23 protein-coding genes and 1 pseudogene are annotated in these 23,536 nt (G+C 50.9%); 8 read left to right on the top strand and 16 right to left on the bottom strand.

The window, feature by feature from the left end; genetic code table 11:
* Positions 1-151: 151 nt before the first annotated feature.
* Positions 152-1,435: a Fic family protein gene (locus tag FYJ62_RS07375; RefSeq protein ID WP_154549062.1), complete on the bottom strand. Its 1,284-nt coding sequence runs from the start codon at positions 1,433-1,435 to the stop codon at positions 152-154.
* A 183-nt stretch (positions 1,436-1,618) separates the two neighbouring features.
* On the opposite strand from FYJ62_RS07375, the gene FYJ62_RS07370 reads away from it, so the two are divergent.
* A complete protein-coding gene (locus FYJ62_RS07370; protein WP_407657302.1) occupies positions 1,619-1,885 on the top strand; it encodes an HAD-IA family hydrolase in 267 nt (88 codons plus the stop codon).
* A 27-nt stretch (positions 1,886-1,912) separates the two neighbouring features.
* Here the strand turns inward: FYJ62_RS07370 and rfbD are convergent, their stop codons facing one another.
* The 13 genes and pseudogenes from rfbD to FYJ62_RS07305 form a co-directional block, all read right to left on the bottom strand.
* The gene (gene rfbD / locus FYJ62_RS07365; protein WP_154549061.1) at positions 1,913-2,887 is read right to left on the bottom strand and encodes a dTDP-4-dehydrorhamnose reductase; all 975 of its coding nucleotides are present in this window, start codon (positions 2,885-2,887) and stop codon (positions 1,913-1,915) included.
* Positions 2,888-2,903: 16 nt separating this feature from the next.
* Positions 2,904-3,560: a dTDP-4-dehydrorhamnose 3,5-epimerase gene (gene rfbC, locus FYJ62_RS07360; protein ID WP_154549060.1), complete on the bottom strand. Its 657-nt coding sequence runs from the start codon at positions 3,558-3,560 to the stop codon at positions 2,904-2,906.
* Positions 3,541-4,425 (bottom strand): glucose-1-phosphate thymidylyltransferase RfbA, encoded by an 885-nt coding sequence (rfbA, locus tag FYJ62_RS07355; protein WP_154549059.1) that lies wholly within the window; start codon positions 4,423-4,425, stop codon positions 3,541-3,543. Before rfbA ends, rfbC begins: the two co-directional genes overlap by 20 nt.
* 39 nt (positions 4,426-4,464) lie before the next feature.
* Positions 4,465-5,448 carry a dTDP-glucose 4,6-dehydratase gene (rfbB, locus tag FYJ62_RS07350; RefSeq protein ID WP_154549058.1) on the bottom strand — a complete coding sequence of 328 codons (984 nt, stop codon included), beginning with the start codon at positions 5,446-5,448 and terminating at the stop codon, positions 4,465-4,467.
* Positions 5,449-5,538: 90 nt separating this feature from the next.
* The gene (locus tag FYJ62_RS07345) at positions 5,539-6,063 is read right to left on the bottom strand and encodes a TetR family transcriptional regulator (protein ID WP_154549057.1); all 525 of its coding nucleotides are present in this window, start codon (positions 6,061-6,063) and stop codon (positions 5,539-5,541) included.
* 11 nt (positions 6,064-6,074) lie between these two features.
* The gene (locus FYJ62_RS07340) at positions 6,075-6,779 is read right to left on the bottom strand and encodes an MIP/aquaporin family protein (protein ID WP_154549056.1); all 705 of its coding nucleotides are present in this window, start codon (positions 6,777-6,779) and stop codon (positions 6,075-6,077) included.
* Positions 6,780-6,781: 2 nt separating this feature from the next.
* Positions 6,782-7,159: a dihydroxyacetone kinase phosphoryl donor subunit DhaM gene (gene dhaM, locus FYJ62_RS07335; protein ID WP_154549055.1), complete on the bottom strand. Its 378-nt coding sequence runs from the start codon at positions 7,157-7,159 to the stop codon at positions 6,782-6,784.
* A 1-nt stretch (position 7,160) separates the two neighbouring features.
* Positions 7,161-7,742, bottom strand: coding sequence for a dihydroxyacetone kinase subunit DhaL (gene dhaL, locus FYJ62_RS07330; RefSeq protein WP_154549054.1), 582 nt, complete (start codon positions 7,740-7,742; stop codon positions 7,161-7,163).
* 15 nt (positions 7,743-7,757) lie between these two features.
* Positions 7,758-8,715 (bottom strand): annotated as a pseudogene (dhaK, locus tag FYJ62_RS07325) (dihydroxyacetone kinase subunit DhaK).
* A 112-nt stretch (positions 8,716-8,827) separates the two neighbouring features.
* Complete coding sequence (locus FYJ62_RS07320) at positions 8,828-10,282, bottom strand: oligosaccharide flippase family protein (RefSeq protein WP_154549053.1); 1,455 nt, start codon at positions 10,280-10,282, stop codon at positions 8,828-8,830.
* Positions 10,283-10,314: 32 nt separating this feature from the next.
* Positions 10,315-11,508, bottom strand: coding sequence for a polymerase (locus FYJ62_RS07315; RefSeq protein ID WP_154549052.1), 1,194 nt, complete (start codon positions 11,506-11,508; stop codon positions 10,315-10,317).
* A 3-nt stretch (positions 11,509-11,511) separates the two neighbouring features.
* Positions 11,512-12,474: a DUF6625 family protein gene (locus tag FYJ62_RS07310; protein ID WP_154549051.1), complete on the bottom strand. Its 963-nt coding sequence runs from the start codon at positions 12,472-12,474 to the stop codon at positions 11,512-11,514.
* Positions 12,467-13,477 carry a capsular polysaccharide synthesis protein gene (locus FYJ62_RS07305; RefSeq protein ID WP_154549050.1) on the bottom strand — a complete coding sequence of 337 codons (1,011 nt, stop codon included), beginning with the start codon at positions 13,475-13,477 and terminating at the stop codon, positions 12,467-12,469. The genes FYJ62_RS07310 and FYJ62_RS07305 overlap by 8 nt, the downstream gene beginning before the upstream one ends.
* Before the next feature lie 299 nt (positions 13,478-13,776).
* On the opposite strand from FYJ62_RS07305, the gene FYJ62_RS07300 reads away from it, so the two are divergent.
* The 7 genes from FYJ62_RS07300 (at position 13,777) to FYJ62_RS07270 (ending at position 21,436) form a co-directional block, all read left to right on the top strand.
* Entirely contained in the window at positions 13,777-14,592 is an 816-nt protein-coding gene (locus tag FYJ62_RS07300) for a LicD family protein (protein ID WP_154549049.1), read from the top strand.
* A gap of 132 nt (positions 14,593-14,724) precedes the next feature.
* On the top strand, positions 14,725-15,624 hold the full coding sequence (locus FYJ62_RS07295; RefSeq protein ID WP_154549048.1) for a choline/ethanolamine kinase family protein: 900 nt from the start codon (positions 14,725-14,727) through the stop codon (positions 15,622-15,624).
* Positions 15,625-15,641: 17 nt separating this feature from the next.
* Positions 15,642-16,538 carry an NTP transferase domain-containing protein gene (locus FYJ62_RS07290; protein WP_154549047.1) on the top strand — a complete coding sequence of 299 codons (897 nt, stop codon included), beginning with the start codon at positions 15,642-15,644 and terminating at the stop codon, positions 16,536-16,538.
* A gap of 21 nt (positions 16,539-16,559) precedes the next feature.
* Complete coding sequence (locus FYJ62_RS07285) at positions 16,560-17,468, top strand: DMT family transporter (protein WP_154549046.1); 909 nt, start codon at positions 16,560-16,562, stop codon at positions 17,466-17,468.
* The gene (locus FYJ62_RS07280) at positions 17,468-18,103 is read left to right on the top strand and encodes a sugar transferase (protein WP_154549045.1); all 636 of its coding nucleotides are present in this window, start codon (positions 17,468-17,470) and stop codon (positions 18,101-18,103) included. Before FYJ62_RS07285 ends, FYJ62_RS07280 begins: the two co-directional genes overlap by 1 nt.
* Before the next feature lie 10 nt (positions 18,104-18,113).
* The gene (gene cps2T / locus FYJ62_RS07275; RefSeq protein WP_154549044.1) at positions 18,114-19,322 is read left to right on the top strand and encodes a beta 1-4 rhamnosyltransferase Cps2T; all 1,209 of its coding nucleotides are present in this window, start codon (positions 18,114-18,116) and stop codon (positions 19,320-19,322) included.
* A gap of 1,871 nt (positions 19,323-21,193) precedes the next feature.
* A complete protein-coding gene (locus tag FYJ62_RS07270; RefSeq protein ID WP_268233455.1) occupies positions 21,194-21,436 on the top strand; it encodes a substrate-binding domain-containing protein in 243 nt (80 codons plus the stop codon).
* 329 nt (positions 21,437-21,765) lie between these two features.
* Here the strand turns inward: FYJ62_RS07270 and FYJ62_RS07265 are convergent, their stop codons facing one another.
* Positions 21,766-22,062 carry a hypothetical protein gene (locus FYJ62_RS07265; protein WP_229771866.1) on the bottom strand — a complete coding sequence of 99 codons (297 nt, stop codon included), beginning with the start codon at positions 22,060-22,062 and terminating at the stop codon, positions 21,766-21,768.
* Positions 22,063-22,214: 152 nt separating this feature from the next.
* Positions 22,215-23,477, bottom strand: coding sequence for a serine/threonine-protein kinase (locus tag FYJ62_RS07260; RefSeq protein WP_154549042.1), 1,263 nt, complete (start codon positions 23,475-23,477; stop codon positions 22,215-22,217).
* Positions 23,478-23,536: the final 59 nt, after the last annotated feature.

The raw sequence follows: 23,536 nt of genomic DNA, 5'->3' as shown, positions 1-23,536 counted from the left end.
ACCTCATATTTAAAGCTATTGTAGTCTAGGCAGCCGCTTTTCGTCCTTGATCTAGATCAAGAATCCAAATGAAGAGCTTCAGTAATCTGCGTCAGTTGGGTAAACAAATTCCCCCTGGAAATTGAGAACATATTCCAAGATGATATTTAGCTTAATTGAGCTCAAAAGCAAGGATGTGCTGCTTTGGCCGACTAGCAATTTTTTTAATGAAACCAGCCTCTTCAAGAGCATCCAGTTCCTGCTTGATCTTCCGTTGAGATGTGCCTTCAGCAGAGATTAGTTTAACAATCTCCCTGTCTTGAATTCCCAAAGACGGATTATCACCGGTAAACAGCTTAGATTCAGCCAAGTAAAACATAATGCCGTAAACCGCTTTTTCATTATGACCAACTTCAGCGAGTCTTTTAGCCTTAGCACTAACGACTTCTTTAACATGATCCAGCTTGTTTTTAGCAGTAATCAAGTTTTCTAAGACTTTGTCTTGCTGAGCAGTCAAGATCTGTAGCATTTCTTCAATGAAAAATGTCAGCTCTGCTCTATTTTCAGCCTTATCTGTTTCTTTAAAGATCCGATAGTAGCTAGAAATTTGCGCATGAATCGCAGTGGCAACAGAGAAACCAGTGAAGCGGTCATACTTGCTAGAAAGATAAGTTGACAAAAGATAACGACCCATCCGGCCATTGCCATCTAAGAAAGGGTGAGTGTTTTCAAAAAAGAAGTGAGTTATCAAGGCTTTGTAAACCGCTGGCAAGTCATCTTTATTCATAAAGGCGATCAAACTGCTTAGGGCTTCGGAGATATCTAATTCAGACACTGGCGGTACATGCACAGTCTTAGTGGCCGTACCGATTGTGAGGATGCCACTCGACAATTTGTCCCGGAAAAGCTGACCATTTGGCTGTTTTTCAGCAGGAATTTCACCCTTGAGCAACTCGTCGTAGATATCACGGAAATTCTGTAAGCTTTCAATTTTGAGAAGCTGACCATTTTGAATTTCTTGATACATCCGAATAGTTGACCAAAGGCGTTTTTCCTGTCCTTTTGGGTGGACATCTATGCTTCTGATAATCGTGCTAATTTCAGCTGCATCTGTTTTAATGCCTTCAATACTGTTAGTATAGGTAATTTCGCCAAGAAGGAGAGAGTCCAGAAATTGACCAAGTGCGACATTCGGCAGTTTCATGCTAGCCTTTTCAATTTTTCTAGAATTAAGGATAAATTGATTACATAAATTGATCATTTTTGGCGTATAAACAAAGAAGATTGGATATTTCTTGGTCTGTTTGTCACTATTTTTGAAGCTAAGCAAGGGATAAAGGCTGGTTACAACGGCTGATACATTAGCCAACCGTTGTTGGTATTCCGCATCTAAAGAAAAATTAGGATCATAGTCATGCTGATATTTAACGGTTTCTAAGGGATGATAGTGCACCATCGACTGCTCCTTTTTACTCAAAACACTATTTTTGGCAATTTATAGCACCAATTCTAACACTTTTGGGCATCCTTTTTCGTCAAAACCGGTGTTTTGGTAAAAAGGTTATTGAGATCTTCTAACTTTTCTCGCAAAAAAGCCATTTTGATCAAAATTTAGGTAAACGAAAACCTCTTCGACGCGATCGCTGATCCCCGCAAGGTTGCCCACGGCAAGCCGGCCCCAGACATCTTCCTGGCTGCCGCGAAAGGCGTCGGCTGCCAGCCTGAAGACTGCATCGCCTTTGAAGATTCCGCGGCCGGCATCGCCGCCATCAAGGCTGCCGGCAGCTGCGCGGTCGGCGTCGGCCAGCAGGCCGCGCGGCAAGCCGACATCGGCTTTCTTGATACCGCCGCCCTTGACCTGGACCAAATTCTGGCAAAAATAAACCGCAAAAAAAGCGCTGGATGATTCCAGCGCTTTTTTCAGCTTCTAATATTAGTCAAAGAAGCCTTCTGCCTTCAAGGCTTCCAGGTAGCGGTGCACCGCGTCTGGCCAAGTTGGCAATGGCTTGAAGCCGTTCTTTTCCAGCTTGCTCTTGTCCAAGCGGGAGTTGAATGGCCGCACTGCCTTGGACAGGCCGTATTCGGCCGTGGTAACCGGAGTCACCTTGGTCTTGTAGCCGGCTTGACGGTAGATTTCCTTGGTGAAGTCGTACCAGCTGATATAGCCGGTCTTCGTGCCATTTTTGTCAAAGCCGCTGGCCGTTTCCGGCAGCTCCGCGTTAGTCGCGTGGTAGTAGCCGTACTTGTCGGTTTCGATCATGTCGACCAAGAGGCGGGCCAGGTCAAAAGTATAAGTTGGCGTGCCGATCTGATCGTTGACCACCTTGACTTCATCATGGCTCTTGCCCACGTTGAGCATGGTCTTGATGAAGTTCTTCCCGTTCAAGCCGAAGACCCAGGCGATGCGGACGATGAAGTACTTGTCCAGAGTTTCTGAAACGGCCAATTCGCCGCCCAGCTTGGTCTCACCGTAGACGTTCATTGGCTTGTAGCCCTTGAAGTCCGGGTCCCATGGCGTCGTGCCCTGGCCGTCAAAGACGTAGTCAGTTGAGATGTAGACCATTGGCACGTCCAACTTCTTGGCCACGTTGGCGATGTTTTGGGTCCCGCCAACGTTGACCTTGCGGACTGCTTCCACCTTGTCGTCGTCCTCAGCCATGTCGACTGCCGTCCAAGCGGCGCAGTGGACGATCACGTCCGGATTTACCTCAGTGATGACCTTTTCCACGCCTTCAGCGTCGGTGATGTCCAAGGAAATGTAAGGAGCAGTGGTTACGGCTGAGCCGTCAGCTACCCCGCTGTATTCTGGAGCCAGGTCGCTGCCTACGCCTTCGTAGCCGCGCTTGGCCAGTTCGTTCATCACGTCATGGCCCAATTGGCCATTGACGCCAGTTACGAAAACTTTCATTTTTCTCCTCCAAAAATTAGAACTTAAAGGTGTCCTTGATGCCCAGCCACTTTTGGTCTCTGTCAGACAAAGTCAGCTTAGTACCGTCTTCCAGGGAGTAGCCGCTGGCGTCAGCTGAACCTGGGTATTCGCCAACCAGCTTTGGCCATGCAATGCCGATTTCTGGGTCGTTCCAGGCCATGCCGCCTTCATCGTTTGGGTGCCAGAAGTCGTTGACCTTGTAGCAGAATTCAGCCTCGTCGCTCAAGACCAGGAAGCCGTGGGCAAAGCCTTCTGGAATCAAGAATTGCTTCTTGTTTTCAGCAGTCAGTTCAACCCCGTACCACTTGCCGTAGGTCTTGGAGTTGCTCCGCAAGTCGACTGCCACGTCAAAAACGTCACCGCGAACGGCGCGAACCAGCTTGCATTGCGGGAAGTGCTTTTGGAAGTGCAGGCCCCGCAGCACGCCCTTGGTTGAGCTGGACTGGTTGTCTTGCACGAACTTGATGTCAAAGCCAGCTTCCTTCATGTCGTTTTCGTTGTAGGTTTCCATGAAGTAGCCACGGTCATCCCCGTGCACCGTTGGCGTAATTACTGCCAAGCCTTCGATCCCGCCGACATTTTTTTCAACTTTGATTACTTCGGTTATCAGTCCTTTCTGAAAAACTAATTTTCTAATGTCGCAATTTACCATCAGCAATGTTTTCTAAATATTTGCCATATGAACTCTTTCTATAAAAAGCTACGGCTTTCATAAGCTCATCCGTATCGATCCAGCCATTGTTATAAGCAATTTCTTCTACAGCAGAAATACTTACCCCAGTTTGCTCTTCGATTGTTTTAACGAAAGCAGATGCATCCATGAGACTGTGGACCGTTCCAGTATCCATCCAAGCGCATCCCCGACCTAGTCGTTTAACGTTTAGACGATTTTCGCTAAGATACATTTCGTTTAATGACGTGATTTCAACTTCACCACGTGGACTCGGTTCGACTTGAGCCGCCTTTTCACTAACGCCAGCTGGATAAAAGTAGAGGCCGGTTACGGCATAACTGCTTTTTGGCCGTTCTGGCTTCTCTTCAATTGAGACAGCCTTGCCATCTTGGTCAAATTCAATCACTCCAAAACGTTCAGGATCTTTGACATAGCTGCCGAAAACCGTTGCATAACCTTTTTGTGCATTATTTACAGCTTCTTTGAGCATTTTTGTAAAGCCATTGCCATAAAAAATATTGTCACCCAAAACCATAGCGCAAGGTTCACCATCAATAAATTCTTCCCCTAAAGTAAAAGCCTGAGCCAGACCATCTGGATTAGGCTGAATTTTGTAATTCAACTGAATTCCAAATTGAGATCCATCACCTAAAAGTTCCTTAAAACGCGGCAAATCTGTTGGCGTGGAAATAATCAAAACGTCTTTAATTCCAGCCAGCATTAATGTTGATAAGGGATAGTAGATCATCGGCTTGTCATAAACAGGTAGCAGCTGCTTGCTGGTCACCAATGTAAGTGGATAGAGGCGAGTACCAGAACCACCTGCTAAAATGATTCCTTTCATTTGCAGTTTCTCCTATTCTTTAGTCATATAATACTTTTATCAATTTTGAGAAATGATGTTTTCCCACCATTCCTTGTGGTCCAGATACCATTGGATGGTCTTCTTGATCCCATCCTTGAACATGGTTTCTGGCAGCCAGCCCAGTTCTTCGTGGATCTTGCTTGGGTCGATGGCGTAGCGTTGGTCGTGGCCCTTGCGGTCGGTCACGTGTTCGATCAAGGAGTATGGCTTGCCCAGGTAGTCGCAGATCAGCTTGACGATGTCGATGTTGTGCATTTCGTTGTGGCCGCCGATGTTGTAGATTTCGCCAACCGTGCCCTTTTCCAGGATCAGGTCGATGGCCTTGCAGTGGTCTTCAACGTACAGCCAGTCGCGGACATTTTGCCCTTCGCCGTAAACTGGCAGCTTTTCGTCAGCCAGGGCACGCTGAATCATCAATGGGATCAGCTTTTCTGGGAATTGGTAAGGGCCGTAGTTGTTTGAGCAGCGGGAAATGGTTACTGGCAAGCCGTAGGTTCTGCCGTAAGCGCCAACCAAAAGGTCGGCTGAAGCCTTTGACGATGAGTAAGGGCTTGAAGTGTGCAGCGGCGTGTCTTCGTGGAAGAAGAGGTCTGGGCGGTCAAGCGGCAGGTCGCCGTAGACTTCATCGGTTGAGACTTGGTGGTAGCGCTTGATGCCGTACTTGCAGCAGGCGTCCATCAAGACTGAAGTCCCGATGATGTTGGTTTGCAGGAAGATTTCCGGATTTTCGATTGAACGGTCAACGTGGCTTTCAGCAGCAAAGTTGACCACAACGTCTGGCTGTTCTTCTTCAAAAAGCTTGTAGACGCCTTCGCGGTCGCAGATGTCCAGCTTGACGAAGCGGAAGTTTGGATTGTCCATAACATCCTTCAAGGTTGACAGGTTGCCCGCGTAAGTCAGCTTGTCCAGGCAGATGATTTTACAATTAGGGTGCTGCCTCATCATGTAAAAGATGAAGTTGGCGCCGATAAAGCCCGCGCCTCCGGCAATGATAATTTTCATGAGCAATACCTCCTCGTGCAGTCAATCCGTTCAAATTAGTTAGAGTATAAAACACCCTTGAAACCATTGTTCGATTCCAAGGGTATTTCTTTATATATTCAAGGTAAAGTGCAAAGCGTTGTCGACCTTGCTGGCAATAACGTCATATTCCAGCGGCTGAGGCCGGAAAAGGTTGTCAATCATCGTGTAAGTCAGTCCAAGGCAAAAAGTATCCACGAAGTCATGAGCCTTTTGATCATATGCCAGGCCCTCTTCTTCGATAATCTTTTTGAGAAGGACTGCGATATGACGGGAAATTTCCCCGACCACGTCGACTTCAGTCTGACTTTCATAAACGCTCTTATAGAATTTCTTGTTCAACTCAATTCCATAAAAGACCAAGAAGATGATTCCTTCCCAATCCAGATAGCCGATATTGCTTTCGATATCATTTTCCATCATCGACCGGATCGTGTATTCCAGCAAGTCATACTTGTCCTTGAAGCTTTCATAAAAAGTCTGCCGTCTGATGCCAGTCTTTTTCATAACTTTGGCAATGCTGACGTGACTGAATCCTTCTTTTGCTACCTCGTCCTTAAACACTTGCGCGATGTGCAGCTTTAAGCATTCTGACATTGGCTCACTCTTTATTTAAGCAAGGCCTGCAGGCCGCTGGCCAAGATCCCGCCAGCGATAGGCCCCAAAACTGGCACCCAAGCATAGGCCCAATTGGCACCGCCTTTGTTAGGCACTGGCAAGATTGCGTAAGCCAGACGTGGAGAAAAGTCCCGGGCTGGATTCAGGGCAAAGCCGGTCGTTGACCCCAAAGCCTGACCCACAACCATAATCAAAAGACCAACGACCAGTGGCTTCAAGCCTTGAGTGAAGTTGCCCAAGTTGAGCAGAGTGAAGACGAAGAAGAAGGTTGCGATCGTTTCACTCAAGAAATTGAAGACTGGATTGCTGATAGCCGGGCCAGTCGCGAAAATCCCTACGCTGTTGCCTTCATCAGCCTTAGTGGCTTTGAAGTGCGGATAGTAGTGCAGGATCACTAAGGCTGCCCCAACAAAGGCACCCAAGAATTGGCCTAATAAGTACGGCAATACCTGACTCCAAGGGAAAAAGCCAAAAAGGGCAAAACCAATCGTTACCGCTGGATTAAGGTGGCCTTGTGAACCGAATTGACCTGCCACGTAAACGCCAAAGGTTACGGCCATCCCCCAGGCCAGAGCAACAAAGAGCCAGCCTTGGCCTTTAGCATAAGCCTTGTTCAAGCTGATCCCAGCCCCGCAGCCAACGCCAAAGACAATCAGAATCATCGTTCCTAAGAACTCTCCTAAAAATCCGTTCATGATTAGTCATCTCCTTTAATTTTCAGAGGTGCCAGCTGGCTTTCTAATTCTGCCAGCCCAACGCCTGCCTGCAAAAGCGAAGCCGCCACGTATGAGCCTTCTATCAAAGCCGTATCGTAGACATGCAGCTTCTTGTCAGCAAACTCCCCAGCCATGTCCAAATTCATTTTTGCACTGCCAAGGTCGTAAAAAGCCAAGATCTCGTCCGCTGAATTTTCCGCAATGGCTTGGCTGATCTTTTCCATGCTGGTGCCAATATCGCCATCATCAGTCCCACCGGCAAAAGTAATTGGCACGTCAGCTGCTGCCTGCTTGAGCAGCTTTGGAAGACCAGCCGCAATTTCAGGGACATGTGATACAACTAAAATTCCGTAAGTCATGCTAACCCTCCACTTCCAGCAGAGCACTGAACAAGTAGCCGCTAGATACGGAACCTGGGTCCAGATGGCCAATTGACCGTTCGCCTAAGTACGAAGCCCGGCCCTTCTTGGCTTGCATTGGCTTGGTGCTTTCAACGGCCTTTTGAATCACCTCTTCTGTCAATTCACCCTTGGCCAAAGCCGGAACGACTACGGACCAAACATCAACCATGGTCTTGTCGCCCGGTTCAGCACCGCCCCGCTTTTTTATGCCCAAGAGGGCTGCTTCAGTCAGCTTGGCTAAATCAGTTTCTTTGGCGCTCAATTTCGCCATTTCCAAAAAGGCTGTCCCATACAAAGGACCCGATGCACCGCCAACCTTGCTGATAAGAGACATGGCCACCAGCTTCAGGGCTGAGGTTAAGTCAGCTGGCTTTTTAGCATTCAAAGCATCTTCTACCGCAACCATCCCTCTGGCCATGTTGTTGCCGTGGTCACCGTCACCAATTGGCGTGTCCAAATCGCTTAAGTAGGCCTTGTTGGCTTCGATCTTTTTAGCAAAAGCTGCCATCCACTTGTTCAACAATTCTGTCGTCAGTTCCATTTTCAGCAATCTCCTTTACCAAGCAATCGTCTTAACCGGGTAGTTCAAGTAGTCCAGCCACTTATCATCCGCAATTTCCATTACCGTCAGAGAAATCCCTGCCATATCAATGGAGGTCATATAATTGCCGGCTTTGGTAAAGACCGGCTTAATGCCCTTTTCATCCAGCCAATCGAGAACGTCTTTGCTGAAGATGTATTGCTCCATCAACGGCGTTGCCCCCATCCCGTTGACCAAAACAGCATATTTCTTGTCAGCGGTCAGTTGCAAGCTGGCATCGATCTTGCTGAGGAGTTCGTTGGCCAGATCTTTGGATGGCTTGATCTTTTCTCTGCGGTAGCCTGGTTCGCTGTGAATGCCAACCCCATATTCAATCTCATCATCTGCCAGAATGAAGCCCGGCTTGCCAACTTCTGGTACGGTAGCAGCTGACAAGGCTACCCCAATGGTATTAATGTGTGGCAAAACTGCTTTTGCCAATTGCTCAATTTCATCCAGGCTGGCGCCCTGATCAGCTGCTGCTCCCAAAATCTTGTGCATGAAGACAGTCCCAGCTACCCCGCGGCGGCCTTGAGTATACAGGCTGTTTTCAACGGCAATGTCGTCATCAACCACGATCGAGCGAACTTCAATATCATCCATTGCGGCCAAGTCTTTGGCCATATCAAAGTTCATCACGTCGCCAGAGTAGTTTTTGACGATCAAGAAGACGCCTTTGCCTTGGTCAGCGGCCTTGATGGCCTCGTAAATTTGGTCAGGCGTTGGCGAAGTAAAGACTTGACCGCAAACGGCAGCCGTCAGCATCCCTGCCCCCACCACTGACTAAGCCAACTTTGCCCTTCATCGATTCCTTGTCGCTTCTAACCAAGGCAGTCGTGCCAGGAATCCGTTCAACGTATTGCGGGTACATTCTGGATAAGCCAGTTACCATTTCTTCAACCACATCGCTTGGGTTATTAATGATCTTTTTCATGGGAAATCCTCCTTGCTATTTTTTCCTTCGTATCTATTACCAATCTTATTGTGTAAGCGCTATATTTACAACGGACAGTTTTTCAAAGTTGTCCGCCCGTCCTGCCTCATCCCTACTCCTGTCTAAGTCCGTGCTTAAATTCAGCCAGGATGCGGTTGCCGCAGAGGTGCAGGATCGCGAAGTAGCCGGGGGCGGCCCAAAGGACGGCCCAGAAGACTGTCGCGCCCGGGCCTAATCCTTTGGCCAAAAGCAACTGGCAGACCAGGTACACGTACAAGCAGCCCAGCAGGCTGCTGGCCAGCTTTTTCCAGCTGGGCAATAGGCGGGCCTCCTTCTTAGCCAGCCAGCAGCAAGCCGCGCACGCCGCGATGTCGGCCAGCAGCGTTGCCGCGGCCGCGCCGGTTGCTTGATAAGCTGGGATCAGCAGCCAGTTCAAGCCGACATTGACCACGGCAGCCAGGCTGACGGCCAGCAGGGCGGCTTTTTCCTGCCGGGCCGGAACCAGGACGGCGGCCATGTAAAACCAGGAAAACAAGGAGAAGACCAGGGCCAGGCCAAGGAGGCTCATGGCCCCCGCGGCCGGCGCAAAATCTAAGTCCGCGGTTAAAACGACCACCTGCTCGCTTAAGGCAAACAGGCCACAGGACGCCGGCAAAACCAGCGCCGCCAGCAAGTCGGCCAGCTGCCTGGCCAATCTTTGAAAAGACGCGCCCCCTTTTTGCCCATAAAGGCAGGCCAGGCGCGGCACGGCGACCACGATGACTGCCCCCAGCAGCTGCTTGAGCAGCGCCGTCACCTTGCTGGCAACGGAATAGAGGCCAACATAGTAATCGCTGGCCAGCAGGCCCAGCTGGGCCACGTCCGCGCTGGCGTAAAGCAGGTTGACCACGGCATTGGCAAAAAGCACCATAATGGCCGGCAGGTGCTGTTGCCAAGAAAAACGCCAGGTCAAAGACCAAGTGCAGTATTCGCGCAGGCGGACCAGGTTGAGCAAATTGGCCCCGGCACTGGCCACTACGGTCGTCCAGGCATACAGCAAGAGGTCGCCATCATCCTTGACCAAGGTCAGCAGCAGGACCAGCGAGAGGACTTGACAGCCGATGTTGCGGATGGCCAGGTAGCCATACTCCTCGTGGATGGCATAGAGCCACTCGCAGCCCAAAGTCGTAAACAGCAGGCTGGTGCTCAAGGTCCAGATCAATGGCGCGTAAGCGCGCAGCTTGCTGGAAAAAAGCAGTCCCGCCGCCAGGCCCAGATAAGCCAGCAGGGTCGCGGCCAGGTTGATGACCAGGACTTCCGAGGCAAAACGGGACAAGGCTTGCGGGTCATGGCGCTTCTTCGCTCCTTCCCTGGTCGCGTAGGCGTAGATGCCTAAGCCCGCCACCAGGGCCGCCCAGCTGACGACCGCGGCGGCGAAGTCGTATTGGCCCAGCTGCTCCACCCGCAAAATCCGCGCCAGGTAGGGATAAGTCACCAAGGCACAGAGCAAGCGGGTTCCCGTCTGCAGGCCGCTGGCCAAGGCATTGCGCGGCAGCGACTTCTCTTTGCTTTTCTTTGCTTTTTCCATGCGTCACCTTCTTTCGATTGATTGCTGACAATTCACCCGCACAGGCCCAGCGCGGCGGCGAGGAAGACCCCGGAGGCGCTGGTAAAAATCGGGTTCCCCAGGGAGCTGATCAGGAAAAAGGCCACCAAGCTTATGCACGCCGCCCGCGGGTAGCCCGGCGCGGCTTTCTTCAGGCAAGCCAGCAGCTGCAGCGCCAGCCAGTACGCGTACAGCAAGGCGCCAAAGAAGCCAAACTGGGCCAAGAGCATGGGCCAGAAGTTGTCGTTCATGGCAAAGCCGGTCTCACTGGCCAGCGCGTAGTCATGGTTGAAGCCAAAGCGGACGTAAAGGGGCGAATAATGCTTAAAAGCCTGGTCCGACCCATAGGTCGCGAATCCGCTGCCGCCTGGGAAATATTCCCGCAAGACGACCAGGGCTTGGCGAAGCAATTTCGACCTGACCGTTTCGCTGAAAAAGTACTCCTTGACCTGGGGATAGCCCAGGCAAAAAGCCACGCCGGCCGCGCTGACGGCCTTCTTCCAGGTCAAGCGGACTGCCTGACGCTCATAGCGCAAGGCCAAAAGCAGGATCCCGCTGGCCCCGATGCCGCCAGCCCGCAGGGTCATGGCTACCGTGGCCAAATAGAGGAGCAGCCAAAGCCTGACGCCCTTTTGCCGCCTAAGCCCCTGCCCCAGCATGATCACCACTAGCGACACCAGCAGCACCTCGTTTAAGGCAGCTGGGTTTTCATAGATGAACTTGTAGGACCTGATTCCATAGCGCAGGTCATAGCTGAGACCGACCTCGGCCGCCAAGTTGACCAGGCCGCCCAAAAAGGCCACTAAGATAAAGGCCTTGCTGGCCCAGCGCAAATTGCTGACGATCGTCCTTTTTTCCCAAGGGCGCAGGCAGCAGCTGACGTAAAAGACCACCAGGGGCAGCTTGACCAGCTTAAAGGCGTCAATTGCCACCGGCATCCCCTTGATCAAGCCAGATGTCAGGCCGGAGACCAGCCCGATCGCTTCTACCAGCCCCAAGGCCAGGCCGCTCTTCAGCAGCAGCGCTTCTTCTTTCTGGCTCAGCCGCTTGGTCACAAGGGCCCAGCCAATTCCCAGCAGGCTGAAGACGGCCAAAAGCTCGTCTTGGCTGTCAGCCAGGGGCAGGACTTGGCCCAGCCCGGCAAAAGCGACCAGCTGCAGGGTCAAGTAGACCGTGACCAGGTTCTGCCGGCGCAGCTTGATGACCATGGCTCAGTTCCTGCCCAGCAGGTACTTGCGCCAGCGCCGCCGCCACTTGAAGCGCCAGTGCGCCAGCATGACGCGCCCTTCCCCAGGCAGGCTGAAGCCGTTATAGCGCTTGATCTCCCCCATGGTCACGTTGAAGCCGGGCTCTTTGGCGTAAAAGCCGTCCTTGCCGATAAAGTAGCTGTCGCTTTGGTAAAAATGCCTGCTCATCGCCCTTTTTGGGAAATGCAGGTAGGCCAGCTCCTCATACTTGATTCGCCCGTCCTCATAGTAGGCCCGGTAGATCCGTCCCCGCTCATAAAAGAAGGTCTGGTGGGAATGGTTCAGTGAGCAACGGTCTTTGCGCTTTAAGTAGGACTTGGTCCGCCGCATCTGGTCCCGCCAGGAGTAGATGTCCGCGAAGTTCCGCTTTTGATAGCTCCTGATCCCCAGCAGGTCAAACTTGCGCTGGATTCCAGCCACCTCGTCAAAGACGCAGGCCACGTCCGTTTGAAAGACCCGCCGGTAGTCCATCCCGCCCCTGGCCATGAAGCGCAGGTTGTTGGTGACCGTATTGCGAAAAATGGTCAAATGCCCGTTCTGGTAGAGCTTGTCGTACTTGGCCAGCAAGGAGGCGGGCACAAATTCCGCCAGCCGCCCCATGACCTGGTCCAAGTCACAATACCCCCAGTAGCGGTAATCCTTGAGCCAGTCGGCCAGCAGCCAGCCAAAGGCCGGGCGGTAGTCGCAGATCTTGTAGGGCTGGTGCAGGCGGATCGGGAAGCTGATCTTCCGCTGGAACTTGGCCCGCAAAGCTGGCAGGGTCAGCTGCTTGATCTTGAGGTTGGCCGGGGGCTCCTTGACCAGCTGGTCGGTCACCAGAATAAAGTCGATTTCCGGGTTTGCCCGGACAGAATTGAAAAACAGGTCCGCGTAATTTGGCAGGGGGCCAAAGTAGCAGAGCACTAAGGCAAGCTTGGCGTCAGTCATCGCAGGCTCCTTTCATTTGGCCGACCACTTGCTGGTAAAAAGTCGCCGGCTTGGCAAAATCTTCCTCCGGGAATTTGTGGGAAAGCTTGTGGATTGCCGTCTGCCTGGCAATCGCCGCCCAAATCCGCGGATCATAAGGTTCAAACAGGCGCAGGCCCAATTGGTGGGGGGCGCTGCTGTCCACTGGCACTACCCGTGCCCAGTCCTGGGGACAGGCTTCAACCGCCAATTGGAAAAAGGCGTGGAACAGGTAGTAATCCAGCAGGTCATCATGATCCCGCCAGTAGCTGTAAAGCAGGTCCCGCGTGATCAGCAGCAGGCGGTCAAGGCGCGGGGCCACTAAGAGCCAGTTGGACATTGGCAAGGCCTGCCCGTCCCTTCCAGGCTTAAGCAGCTGGTAGGCAAACAGCTCTTTTTTAAATAGCCAGTCCGGCAGGTCGCGGCTGGCATAGAAGACGGTCGCGTCTGACCAGATGCCGCCATAGTTGATCAAGAGCTCCAAGCGGATCAGGTCCGCCAAATGGGCCCCCGCGATCACGCCGCGCGCGATCTTGTCCTGGATTTCCTGGGGAAAAGTCACGTAATTGCGGTAGTTCTTTTCCGTAATCAAGACCACCTGCCGCCTGCCTTCATAGGCCTTTCTAGCTGAGGCATAGCACTTTTGCACCACTTCCGGCGCCTGGTGGATTCCCTGCAGCCAGCAGAACCAGACATAGTCCACGCCCTTGTCTTCCTCCTTCAGCCCGCGGCTAGGATTTGGGGAATGGTGGGCCACTAAGGCCTGCAATTCTTGGCGGTAGCGCCGGCGCAGCTTTTCCCGGATCCGGTACTGGGTGCTCAGGCGCAGGATCTCCAGGCCCTGATGCTTCCCCCCTAAAGCCAGCAGCTGGTTGAGGGCCAAGGGCAGGCAGCCGGCCCGGGCATACCGGCGCACCAGGCTCCAGCCGCCCTGCTGCTTGAAATAATAGCGGGCATTTTTGTCATTTGCGTTTCGTGTGTTCATAGTCAGCTCCTTTGCATGTGAAATTTGGTAAGGGATAAATTAGCATACAAGTGCAGGCCTGTACAAGGCAGATAACCGCCAGCTCAACTTCCGCGCTTATTTTTTCGCATGCTTGTGAAAAAATCTTAATCCTTGCGTCCAAATGGCCTAATAGGAACAAAGCGGCAGGGGCCACTTTTTCCAAGCCGCTTTGCACGAGCGGGAAAGAATTTCTTAAGATTTTCCGCCTTGACGAAGGGGGGACTGGCTTGCTAAATTATTTGACCACAACCCAAATCCAAATTTTGAAGGAGGCTTATATGCACAAACTAACCCTTTCCGAGATCCAGGAAATCGAACTGGACAACCTGCTGACCATTGACCGGCTCTGCCAGAAACTGGGCCTGGTCTACTATCTGGCCTACGGGACCCTGCTGGGAGCCGTCCGCCACCAGGATTTTATCCCTTGGGACGACGACACGGACATCTGGATGCCGCGGCGGGATTATGAGCAATTGATCCGCTACTGCGAGCAAAACTGCCCCGCCCCCTACAAGCTGTGCACCCGGAAAAACAGCCGCGACTTCCCTTACGGCCTGGCCCGCTTCAGCAACCTGGACTACGAATTCGTCTCAACCAATCCCGCCGAGCAATTTGCGGCCGGGGTCTTCACCGACATCTACCCCCTAGATGAAAACGGGGCGTCCTACTCGGTCGCCCGCTGGCTCTACCGCCGCTGCAAGTGGGCCAACATTGCCTACTATGCCTACGCGGCCAACTGGCCCCGGAATTTTGCCAGCAAGGCGGCCCAGCGCTTGTACCAAGGCGCCATCCACTGCCTCTTTGGCGACCAGTTTGCCCAAGCCGTCGACGGCAAGATCCAGCGGATGATTTTTTCAAAAACGAAAAACGGCTGCCAGCACGTCGGCGTGCCGGCCTGGCCGGACGGCGGCGTCCACCTGCTCAAGAAAGAATACTTCGGGGCCGGCCAGTACGCTGACTTTGCCGGCTGCTCCCTGCGCATCCCCGCCAAGCCCGGCCCGATCCTGCGGGAATACTACGGGGACTACCAGGAGCTGCCCCCAGCCTGGGCTCGCTACCCCCACCATGACTACAAGATCTATCCCAAAGCTTGAGTTTTCAGCAATCCATAAATTATATTTTGTTTGTAATAAAAAGACATCATTTCAAGTTATCAGCTTTCCATGCTATTCTGTTAGCACGCTAATTTTTCAGCACAAAAACACACGAAACAAGGAAGGTGACCAATGTCAAACTACTTAAGTCAGCAGGCAGTCATGACGATTGCCATCTTTTTCCAAGCTGACCCTGAAGAATTGCAGTTCGTGCCCCTGAGCCGGGGCATGAGCAACCAGTCATTCCGCCTAGAATGCCGAGGGCAGAGCTACCACTTCCGCCAGCCGGGACCAGGCCAGGAGCTGATCAACCGCGAGCACGAAGCCGCGGTCTACCAGGCCATCAAGCCCTACGGCTTCTGCGACTCCCCTTTGTTCTTGGACCCCGACACGGGCTTCAAGCTCAGCCGCTTCTTGCCTGGCGCCCGCCCCTGCGACCCCCGCCGGGGCAAGGACCTGGACCTGTGGCTCAAGAAGATTCGCCAGCTGCACCGCGCCAAGCTTGAGGTCGGCCACGCCTTTGACCTGTTTGGCCAGATCAGCCATTACGAAGCCCTTTGGCAGGGCTGCCCCTCGATTTACCCGGACTATCAAGAGACCAAGGAAAAGGTCTTTGAGCTCCAGAACTACATCAGCCTAGTGCCCAAAGACTGGTGCCTGACCCACCTTGACCCGGTCTTTGACAACTGCCTCTTTTATCAAGCAGAAGGGGGCGAGCAAATGCAGCTGACCGACTGGGAATATGCCGGCATGCAGGATCCCCATCTAGACCTGGCCATGTTCGCCATCTATGCCGGCTACTCCCAAACAGAGGTCGACCAGCTGCTGGACAAGTACTTCCAAGGTCCTTGTCCGGAAATCATCAAAAACAAGATCTACTGCTATATTGCCGCCTGCGGCCTGCTCTGGTCCAACTGGTGCGAGTACATGCGCCGAATCGGCAAGGAGTTTGGCGATTATGGCTTAAGCCAGTACCGCTACGCCAAAGACTACAGCAAGGCGGCCAGCAAGCGCATCAACCAATTCGACTAGCAAAGGAGCTGACTCAAATGATTAAAGCAGACAATGCCGTAATTTTAGCCGGCGGTGCCGGCGCCCGTTTTGCCCCCCTGTCCTATGAAAAGCCCAAAGGCCTGATCGAGGTCAAGGGCGAGCCCATGATCGAGCGGCAGATCAGGCAGCTGAAAGAAGCCGGCATCAAGCAGATTTACCTCGTGACCGGCTACAAGCAGGAGCAGCTGAACTACCTGGCCAAAAAGGAGGGCGTCGACTTGATCGACAATCCCGGCTACGCCATGCAAAACAGCGCCGCCAGCATCTGGCTGGCCCGGGACGTGATCAAGAACAGCTTCATCTGTGCCGCCGACAACTACTTTCTCCATAACCCCTTCAAGCAGGGGCTGGAAGACCAAGGCAGCTACTATGCCGCCCAGTACAGCCCCGGACCAAGCAGCGAATGGGGCGTCAAGCTTGACGAAGCGGGCTTCATCAAGCAGGTGACCATCGGCACCCGGGCTTCCTGGTACCTCTTGGGGCATGCTTTTTGGACGGAAGACTTTGCCCGCCGCTTTTTTGAGATTTTAAGCAAGGAGCGGACCAAGGCCCAGACCCACGCCAAGTTCTGGGAGGAGATCCTGGCGGAAAACCTGGACCAGCTCAAGATGCGGCTGGCCAAGTTCCCAGCTGGCGTCATCCAGGAATTCGACAGCCTGGACGATTTGCGCCAGTTCGACCACAGCTATGTCAATGACAGCCGGTCGCGGATCTTGAAGAAGTGCGCCAAGCGCTTGGGCACCAAGGAAAGCTGCCTGGACCGGATCAAGGCCATCAAGGGCCGGGGCAATGAGGCCATTGGCTTTCACTTTCGCTATAACGGGCAGATCTTCTGCTACCTGTACCAGCTGGGCGAGATCATCAAGTGCCGCCGCCTGGGCCATCCCTATTGACTGTGAGAAAGGACCACGGCCATGCGCGCGGGCATCTTAGCCGGCCTAACCTGGGCAATTGAGACCATGCTGCTCAGCGGGGCCCTGAATCTGCCCTTTTTCGCCAAAAATCTGCAGCTGGCCTTCCTGGCCCCCTTCATCTGCGCCTTCCTGCACGATTCCTGTTCCAGCCTCCTGCTGGCTGGGCAAGGGGCCTGGCGCGCTTGGCAGCGGCAGTACTGGTGGATCGTCTTGGCCGCGGCCATTGGCGGACCGGTGGGGATGACCGGCTACGTCTTAGCCGTCAAGTTCATGGGGCCGGCCCTGGGAGCCGTGGCCTGTGCCATCTTCCCGGCCGCGGGGGCCGTCTTGGCCTACCTGATCCTGGGCGAGCAGCTGACGCCCGCGCGCTGGGGATGCCTGCTGGCCACCCTGCTGGGCGTGTACGGGCTCAGCGCCTCCAGCCACTTGGCCACGGGCAATCTGCTCTTTGGCTTGGCCAGCGCCATCATGTGTGCTGGCGGCTGGGGCCTGGAAGCCGTCATCTTGGCCAAGTGCCTCAAGGGCGGGGTCAAGCCCAGCCATGCCTTGCAGATCCGCCAGACCGCGTCGGCCATCGTCAGCGGCATCCTCTTGTTGGCGCTGCTGCCAGCGGGCATCTTTTTCCACCCAGTGCTGGGCCAAGGAAGGCTCTGGCTCTTCATTTCCTTTGCCAGTGCTTTTGCCACGGTCTCTTATCTTTTCTACTACAAGGCGATTGACCAGCTGGGTCCCAGCAAGGCCATGGCTTTGAACGTGACTTCTTCGGCCTGGGCCTACCTTTTCACCGTCTTCTCCGGCCAATGGGACCTGGTCAATGGAAAAAGCCTCTTTTTTGCCCTGTTGGTCTTTGCCGGCAGCATCTTGACTGCTGGCGACTGGCAGGAATTGTTTAAGCGAGGTGATCATTAATGGAACAAGTCAACTACGAGCGAGTCAAGGGGCGCTTGGTCTACCGGAGCTGCCGGCGGGCGGTCGATTTGACCTTGAGCGCCCTGGGCCTGGTCGCCCTCTCGCCCCTTTTGGCCTATCTGGCCTTAATCATCAAGCGCGAGGACGGCGGACCGGTCCTTTATTCGCAGACCAGACTGGGCAAGGACGGCGTCCCCTTCCGCCTCTGGAAGTTCCGCTCCATGGTCGTCAATGCCGACGATTTGAAGAAGCAATTGGCTGATCAGAATGAGGTCGCCGGCGCCATGTTCAAGATGGCGCACGACCCGCGGATAACCAAGGTTGGCAAGCGGCTGCGCCGCCACAGCCTGGATGAATTGCCCCAATTGTTCAACGTGTTAAAGGGCGACATGGCCTTGATTGGTCCCAGACCCCCTTTGCCAGAAGAAGCAGCCCAGTATAGCGCCTATGACCGGCAGCGCTTGCTGGTCAAGCCGGGCTGCTCTGGCTTGTGGCAGGTCAAGTGCCGGAACGCGGGTGATTTTGATCAAATGGTCCAGCTGGACCTCAAGTACATCAACCGCAGCTCCCTCTGGACCGATCTGGGCCTGATATTGCAGACGATTGCCCTGTTTTTTAAGCCAAATGGCATGTAAGGAGGAATATATGACCCAACAGCACGTATTTATCATCGGCTCCAAGGGCCTTGGCTCTTATGGCGGCTACGAAACTTTCGTCAAGCGGCTTTTGGACTGCCATGAAGGCAACGGCCAGATCCAGTACCACGTGGCCTGCAAACAAAACGGCGACGGCGCGATGGCCGGCAATGCCTCTGGCAGCTTCAGCTACCGCGGGGCCAACTGCTTTAAGATCCCGGTGCCAGAAAGGCTGGGACCTGGGCAAGCCATCTACTATGACCTGGCGGCCCTCAAATACGGCATTCGCCATTGCCGGGAGCGGGGGATCACTGAGCCGATTTTTTACATTTTGGCCTGCCGGGTTGGTCCCTTTTTAAAGCGTTATGCCAAGCAGATCCGCCATCTGGGCGGGCAGCTGTTTATCAACCCAGACGGGCATGAATGGCGCCGGGGCAAGTGGCCCTACCTGATCCGCAAGTACTGGCAATTGTCTGAGCGGCTGATGGTCAAGCAGGCCGACCATGTCGTCTGCGATTCCATCGCGATTGAGCGCTACATCCTGAAGACCTACGGCAAGTATGAGCCACGGACTTCCTTTATTGCTTATGGCAGCGATTTGGCCGGCAGCCAGCTGGCCGATGACGACCAGCGCTTTACTGAATGGCTTAAAGCCAAGGGCTTGCGGCCTTTTTCCTACCACCTGATCGTGGGGCGCTTCGTGCCTGAAAACAATTTTGAAACGATGATCCGCGAGTTCATGGCCAGCCAAAGCCAGAAGGACTTGGTGATTATTGCCACGGCCAATGACAAGTTTCTGGCCCAACTGGAAGCAAGGCTTAATTTTTCCAAAGATCGGCGGATCAAGTTCGTGGGCACGGTCTATGACCAAGATTTGCTCAAAAAGATCAGAGAAAACGCCTATGCCTACCTCCATGGACATTCAGTCGGCGGAACCAATCCGTCCTTGCTTGAAAGCCTGAGCAGCACCAAATTGAATCTCCTTTACAAAGTCCCCTTCAACCAAGAAGTCGCCCGCCAGGCGGGGCTTTACTGGGACAAGGAAAAGGGCAGCCTGCGGCGCTTGATTGAAAAAGCCGAGCGGCTCAGCCGCCAAGCCGTGCAAGAATTTGGCCAGGCCGCCAGGCAGCGGATTGAGCAGGCCTACAGCTGGCCGCTGATTGCTAGTGAATATGAAGAGCTGTGGCTCACTAAAGGAGGTGAGGCGCGGGCAAAGTGACTGCATCGTAACTAAACTTCACTCCTACACATATTAGACTCTTAACAGATTGCTTTCTCGATTCATATCAAAAGCCGCCCAGGATTTGCCCGTCCTGAGCGGCTTTTTTGGGAATTATCGGCGCGGTTGGGGACTTTTCGGGAATTATGCTTTAAGAAGTACCCAACTGAAGCATTTCTGACCGGCAACCTGCAGAAAACGTCCGAATACCGGCAGAAACCTGCAGAAAGATGTCGAATTGATGCCAAAGTGATGGTGATCTTACGCATTTTTGACCAGCAGTAAAGACAGAAAGCCCCGCATCCCTAAATTGGGTGCAGGGCTTTGGGCATAAAAAAGAGCGCCTATTAAGCGCTCCAACCGGTTCGGTACAAGTAATCAGCTGATACCATTTTTTGCACATCAGATGTGAACTCCGGTTCATTATCTTAGTATCAATATTATACTATTTAAATGTGCCACAATCGAGACCATCAATCTCAAAATTAGGATGTGTGAACGGGGGTGTTTCACCTATGAATGCTAATTTCCCATAAATTACTACTCAAAGTGCTCTATCACTTGATATATCAACCTTTTAGAGGGTTTCGTTGAGTTTAAGTTACAACTCAAAAAATATTATCTTAAACTTCGAAAAAAGCCGTAATAGTAGGCTTCTTAGACATTGAGTTGTAAAATCCTGGGAAGTTAGCAATGAAACATTGGTACTTTTTCGTGATAGTGGTACCTCCTAAGTACCTGAAAAAACTGCTTAAGCACTCGCTTAAGTAGCAACCCGGCCTCCGCTCTTACGGAGGCTTTTATTTTGCCTCACTATCTGCGTCGAGGGCTGGTTCAGCATTGCAAGTCTGTCAAGCACCATGACCGCGATTATTTCAGGAAAATTTACCATGCAGTTTGATTGGCATTAGAAGTTAGAACTGATATACAATTCCTCTCACAAACCAAGTTTGGAAAACATGCTTCAAATTTGTTCAGGAAAGAGCGGTTGACTGGCCTGAGCTTGATTGAGAAAGCCCCGCATCCCTAAATTGGATGCGGGGCTTTGGGTATAAAAAAGAGCGCCTATTAAGCGCTCCAACCGGTTCGGTACAAGTAATCAGCTGATACCATTTCTTGCACATCAGATGTGAACTCCGGTTCATTTTTCGTGATACCCATATTGTATTATTCGAATGTGCTACAAGCAAGACGTACATCGAGATTAATCGATCTCAAAACTAAGATGCGTGAACAGGGGCTGTTGCTCCCTCTTATTCGTGATAGTGGTACTTCCGAAGTACCTGAAACAACTGCAACCTGGCCTCCGCTCTTGCGGGGGCTTTTATTTTGCCTCACTATCTGCATCGAGGGCTGATTCAGCATTGCAAGTCTGCCAAGCACCATGACCGCGATTATTTCTGGAAATCTTACCATGCAGTTTGATTGGCATTAGAAGTTAGAACTGATATACAATTCCTCTCACAAACCAAGTTTGGAAAACATGTTTCAAATTTGTTCATGAAAGAGCGGTTGACTGGCCTGAGCTTGATTGAGAAAGCCCCATATTCTTAAATTGGGTGCAGGGCTTTTGGGTATAAAAAAAGAGCGCCTATTAAGCGCTCCAACCGGTTCGGTACAAGTAATCAACTGGTACCATTTTTTGCACATCAGATGTAATCTCCGGTTTATTCTTTTAGTTCTTATATTATACTATTTAAATGTGCTACAAGCAAGACGTACATCGAGACCATCAATCCCAAAACTAGGATGTGTGAATGGGGGTGTTTCCCCTATGAACCATTGGTTCATTATCTTAATCGTGGTACCTCCGAAGTACCTGAAAAAACTGAAACCCAGCCTCCGCTCTTGCAGGGGCTTTTATTGATAACTTGGCTGCTTTTCTTTATCAGGAAGCCCTAATGTCAGGCTATAAAGTACCAGAGCAAGTAGCAATCGTAGGGTTTGATGGATCGGCAAAATCACGGGAACTTGGAATCACAACCATACGCCAAGATATTAATACAATTTGCAATGTTTGTTGCAGCAATTTGCTCTCTATGATTCACAAATCAAAAATCTATGATGCTTCTCAAACTATCCCTGTAAGTTTGATCAAGCGTAAAACGACGTAAGGTAAGCGTCCCATAGCGCAGTATATTAAAATCCCATCCTAGCAATAATGCTAAGATGGGATTAATGCCAATTTCCCAGAATTTTACAACTCAAGCAAAACGGCTGACAGTTTTTCTGCCAGCCGTTTTTGTTTTATGCATGACTTTCTAGAAATGCAAGGATCTCAGCTTTAGTTCTGGTACTTTTATCAATAGCTTTTAGTAATTCCTCCTGTTCTAGGCGCTTCTTGAGCTCATAGAAGGAATCCAGCTTCTGTGATGCTTTGTCGCAGCGCTCTTTAAGACGCCGGAGCTGTTCTTCTGTTTGGGAAATCTTGGCTTCGATAGTTTTAATATTCTATGTTCTCGGCATTTTCAGCATTTTCTTCATCGTCCTTCTGTTCTTCTGGCATTGCGGCGTTCTGGATGTCTTTTCCAATCAGTCTTGCCTGTGTCTTGATCCATTCCTTATCCAATCCAAACGCGCCTAGGATTACCTTCTGGGTAGCAGTGACAGCGTGATCAAGCTTATAGTTGCCGTTAGGTTGTCGTATCAGCTCAATCTTTTCAAGTTCCTTAAGTGCAGCGGGTACGCATAAATAGTTGGGCTTGCCCGGAATTTTAGCTTTGCGCTTTCGCAGAAGCATGTAAATTCGTGCTCTGATTATCAGCGCAATGAACTGAATGAAGACCTTGGCTTCGGTTGCTTGACTACTTGCGACTCTGAATGAGCGATTGTCATCAATACAAACAAAGATGTGCTAAGAAAGTAGTATTTTTGTCGGTCTAGGGCACTTGATTAGAAATATTTCGTTTGAATACTGTTTATTTTTTTAATACTCATTGGCAAATTATCTTTACCTCCAAAAATAATATCTAACTTCAAAGGATTAGCATTAAGCATATGGCAAAAATCTGCTTTTAAAGAAAGATCTGTTTCCAGATCTTGAAGCATTACTTTAACTTTTTTCATTGCATACCAACGGTTATACTCAATCGATAATTTTGTTAAGTTGTAAAGTAGATTTGCCCTAATTGTTACGTCCTCGGAATAAATAAATAATTTGCTAGAAGTGTTAGCAATAGTATCTATATAGCTAAAAGGCCAATTGGGTTGGTCCCAATACTGAATTAAACTGCTAACCATTTTTTTGGCTAAAGCATCATTCGTAGACTCAAATTTATCATATTTGGTACCAGTAATATTGACAAAGAACTTTTCCACATTATCCAAGTTACCGCTTTCAATTAGACTTGACGCAAGTTTTAGTAGATCAGCATTTGAGATAGTATCATTGGTTACTTCAAGCAGTTTATCTTCAGTCTTCTTTTCTTCAACATTATCTAGCAAGATAGCATAGACTTGAGAAACATATTTTTTTAATTCTGATACGCTTTCAAACCTATCTTCAGGACTATTTCTAGTACACTTGTCAATAATCGTACCAAAAATTGGGTTATAGTTTTTCTTTCCAAAGTCAGAAACTATATCCTCTATTATCTTACCTAGCGAAAAAATATCAGCTCTTTCGTCAACAGAATGAAGATTTTCCCACTGCTCAGGAGCGGTATATTTTTCTGTTCCAATTCGCGTACTTTTTGTAAGTATTGTGGTTTCAGAATTTTCTTCAACACCTAGTCCTAAATCAGAGATCACTAAATCAGAGTCTGAATTATATAAAATATTTCCCGGTTTTAGATCTCTGTGAATTATTCCTTCACTATGTAAATACTGGACCCCGTTTAATATAGCACTAATAATCTGACTTTGACGGTAATAATCTTCATACAAATTAGGAATCACCTGTATCAAATCACATTTATATAATGGCATTACATAAAAATAGGGTGCTTCACTTACATGAAAAAACACCAATTTTAAGACATTAGGATGATCCATTTTGTCTATTAGACGAACTTCACGCTGAAACCTTCTAATACTGTCCTTATTTCTTTTCTTAAGTTCTTTTAGTGCATACTTGTTCTCAAACTCATCTTTGCATAAAAAGACTTCTCCAAAGCCACCGTTTGAACTCAAATTTCTAATTTTAAAATATCCCATACTAAACTGCCTTCCTCCAGTCCACACTACATATTGCGCTACGCCTATATTATAACACA

This window comes from Lactobacillus porci, assembly GCF_009695985.1.
GTDB lineage: Bacteria > Bacillota > Bacilli > Lactobacillales > Lactobacillaceae > Lactobacillus > Lactobacillus absianus.
Note: the sequence above shows the minus strand (reverse complement) of the source record. Positions and strands in the feature narration are given on the sequence as shown.

What these genes read in the sequence shown, in the direction of transcription:
- FYJ62_RS07305 (WP_154549050.1), bottom strand. Translation starts at nt 13,477, where the DNA reads ATGAACACACGAAACGCAAATGACAAAAATGCCCGCTATTATTTCAAG.
- FYJ62_RS07315 (WP_154549052.1), bottom strand. Translation starts at nt 11,508, where the DNA reads ATGGTCATCAAGCTGCGCCGGCAGAACCTGGTCACGGTCTACTTGACC.
- rfbA (WP_154549059.1), bottom strand. Translation starts at nt 4,425, where the DNA reads ATGAAAGGAATCATTTTAGCAGGTGGTTCTGGTACTCGCCTCTATCCA.
- dhaM (WP_154549055.1), bottom strand. Translation starts at nt 7,159, where the DNA reads ATGACTTACGGAATTTTAGTTGTATCACATGTCCCTGAAATTGCGGCT.
- FYJ62_RS07290 (WP_154549047.1), top strand. Translation starts at nt 15,642, where the DNA reads ATGATTAAAGCAGACAATGCCGTAATTTTAGCCGGCGGTGCCGGCGCC.
- dhaL (WP_154549054.1), bottom strand. Translation starts at nt 7,742, where the DNA reads ATGGAACTGACGACAGAATTGTTGAACAAGTGGATGGCAGCTTTTGCT.
- FYJ62_RS07340 (WP_154549056.1), bottom strand. Translation starts at nt 6,779, where the DNA reads ATGAACGGATTTTTAGGAGAGTTCTTAGGAACGATGATTCTGATTGTC.
- FYJ62_RS07310 (WP_154549051.1), bottom strand. Translation starts at nt 12,474, where the DNA reads ATGACTGACGCCAAGCTTGCCTTAGTGCTCTGCTACTTTGGCCCCCTG.
- rfbD (WP_154549061.1), bottom strand. Translation starts at nt 2,887, where the DNA reads ATGAAAGTTTTCGTAACTGGCGTCAATGGCCAATTGGGCCATGACGTG.
- FYJ62_RS07320 (WP_154549053.1), bottom strand. Translation starts at nt 10,282, where the DNA reads ATGGAAAAAGCAAAGAAAAGCAAAGAGAAGTCGCTGCCGCGCAATGCC.
- FYJ62_RS07280 (WP_154549045.1), top strand. Translation starts at nt 17,468, where the DNA reads ATGGAACAAGTCAACTACGAGCGAGTCAAGGGGCGCTTGGTCTACCGG.
- FYJ62_RS07300 (WP_154549049.1), top strand. Translation starts at nt 13,777, where the DNA reads ATGCACAAACTAACCCTTTCCGAGATCCAGGAAATCGAACTGGACAAC.
- FYJ62_RS07285 (WP_154549046.1), top strand. Translation starts at nt 16,560, where the DNA reads ATGCGCGCGGGCATCTTAGCCGGCCTAACCTGGGCAATTGAGACCATG.
- cps2T (WP_154549044.1), top strand. Translation starts at nt 18,114, where the DNA reads ATGACCCAACAGCACGTATTTATCATCGGCTCCAAGGGCCTTGGCTCT.
- rfbC (WP_154549060.1), bottom strand. Translation starts at nt 3,560, where the DNA reads ATGGTAAATTGCGACATTAGAAAATTAGTTTTTCAGAAAGGACTGATA.
- FYJ62_RS07295 (WP_154549048.1), top strand. Translation starts at nt 14,725, where the DNA reads ATGTCAAACTACTTAAGTCAGCAGGCAGTCATGACGATTGCCATCTTT.
- FYJ62_RS07375 (WP_154549062.1), bottom strand. Translation starts at nt 1,435, where the DNA reads ATGGTGCACTATCATCCCTTAGAAACCGTTAAATATCAGCATGACTAT.
- rfbB (WP_154549058.1), bottom strand. Translation starts at nt 5,448, where the DNA reads ATGAAAATTATCATTGCCGGAGGCGCGGGCTTTATCGGCGCCAACTTC.
- FYJ62_RS07265 (WP_229771866.1), bottom strand. Translation starts at nt 22,062, where the DNA reads ATGCTTCTGCGAAAGCGCAAAGCTAAAATTCCGGGCAAGCCCAACTAT.
- FYJ62_RS07260 (WP_154549042.1), bottom strand. Translation starts at nt 23,477, where the DNA reads ATGGGATATTTTAAAATTAGAAATTTGAGTTCAAACGGTGGCTTTGGA.
- FYJ62_RS07345 (WP_154549057.1), bottom strand. Translation starts at nt 6,063, where the DNA reads ATGTCAGAATGCTTAAAGCTGCACATCGCGCAAGTGTTTAAGGACGAG.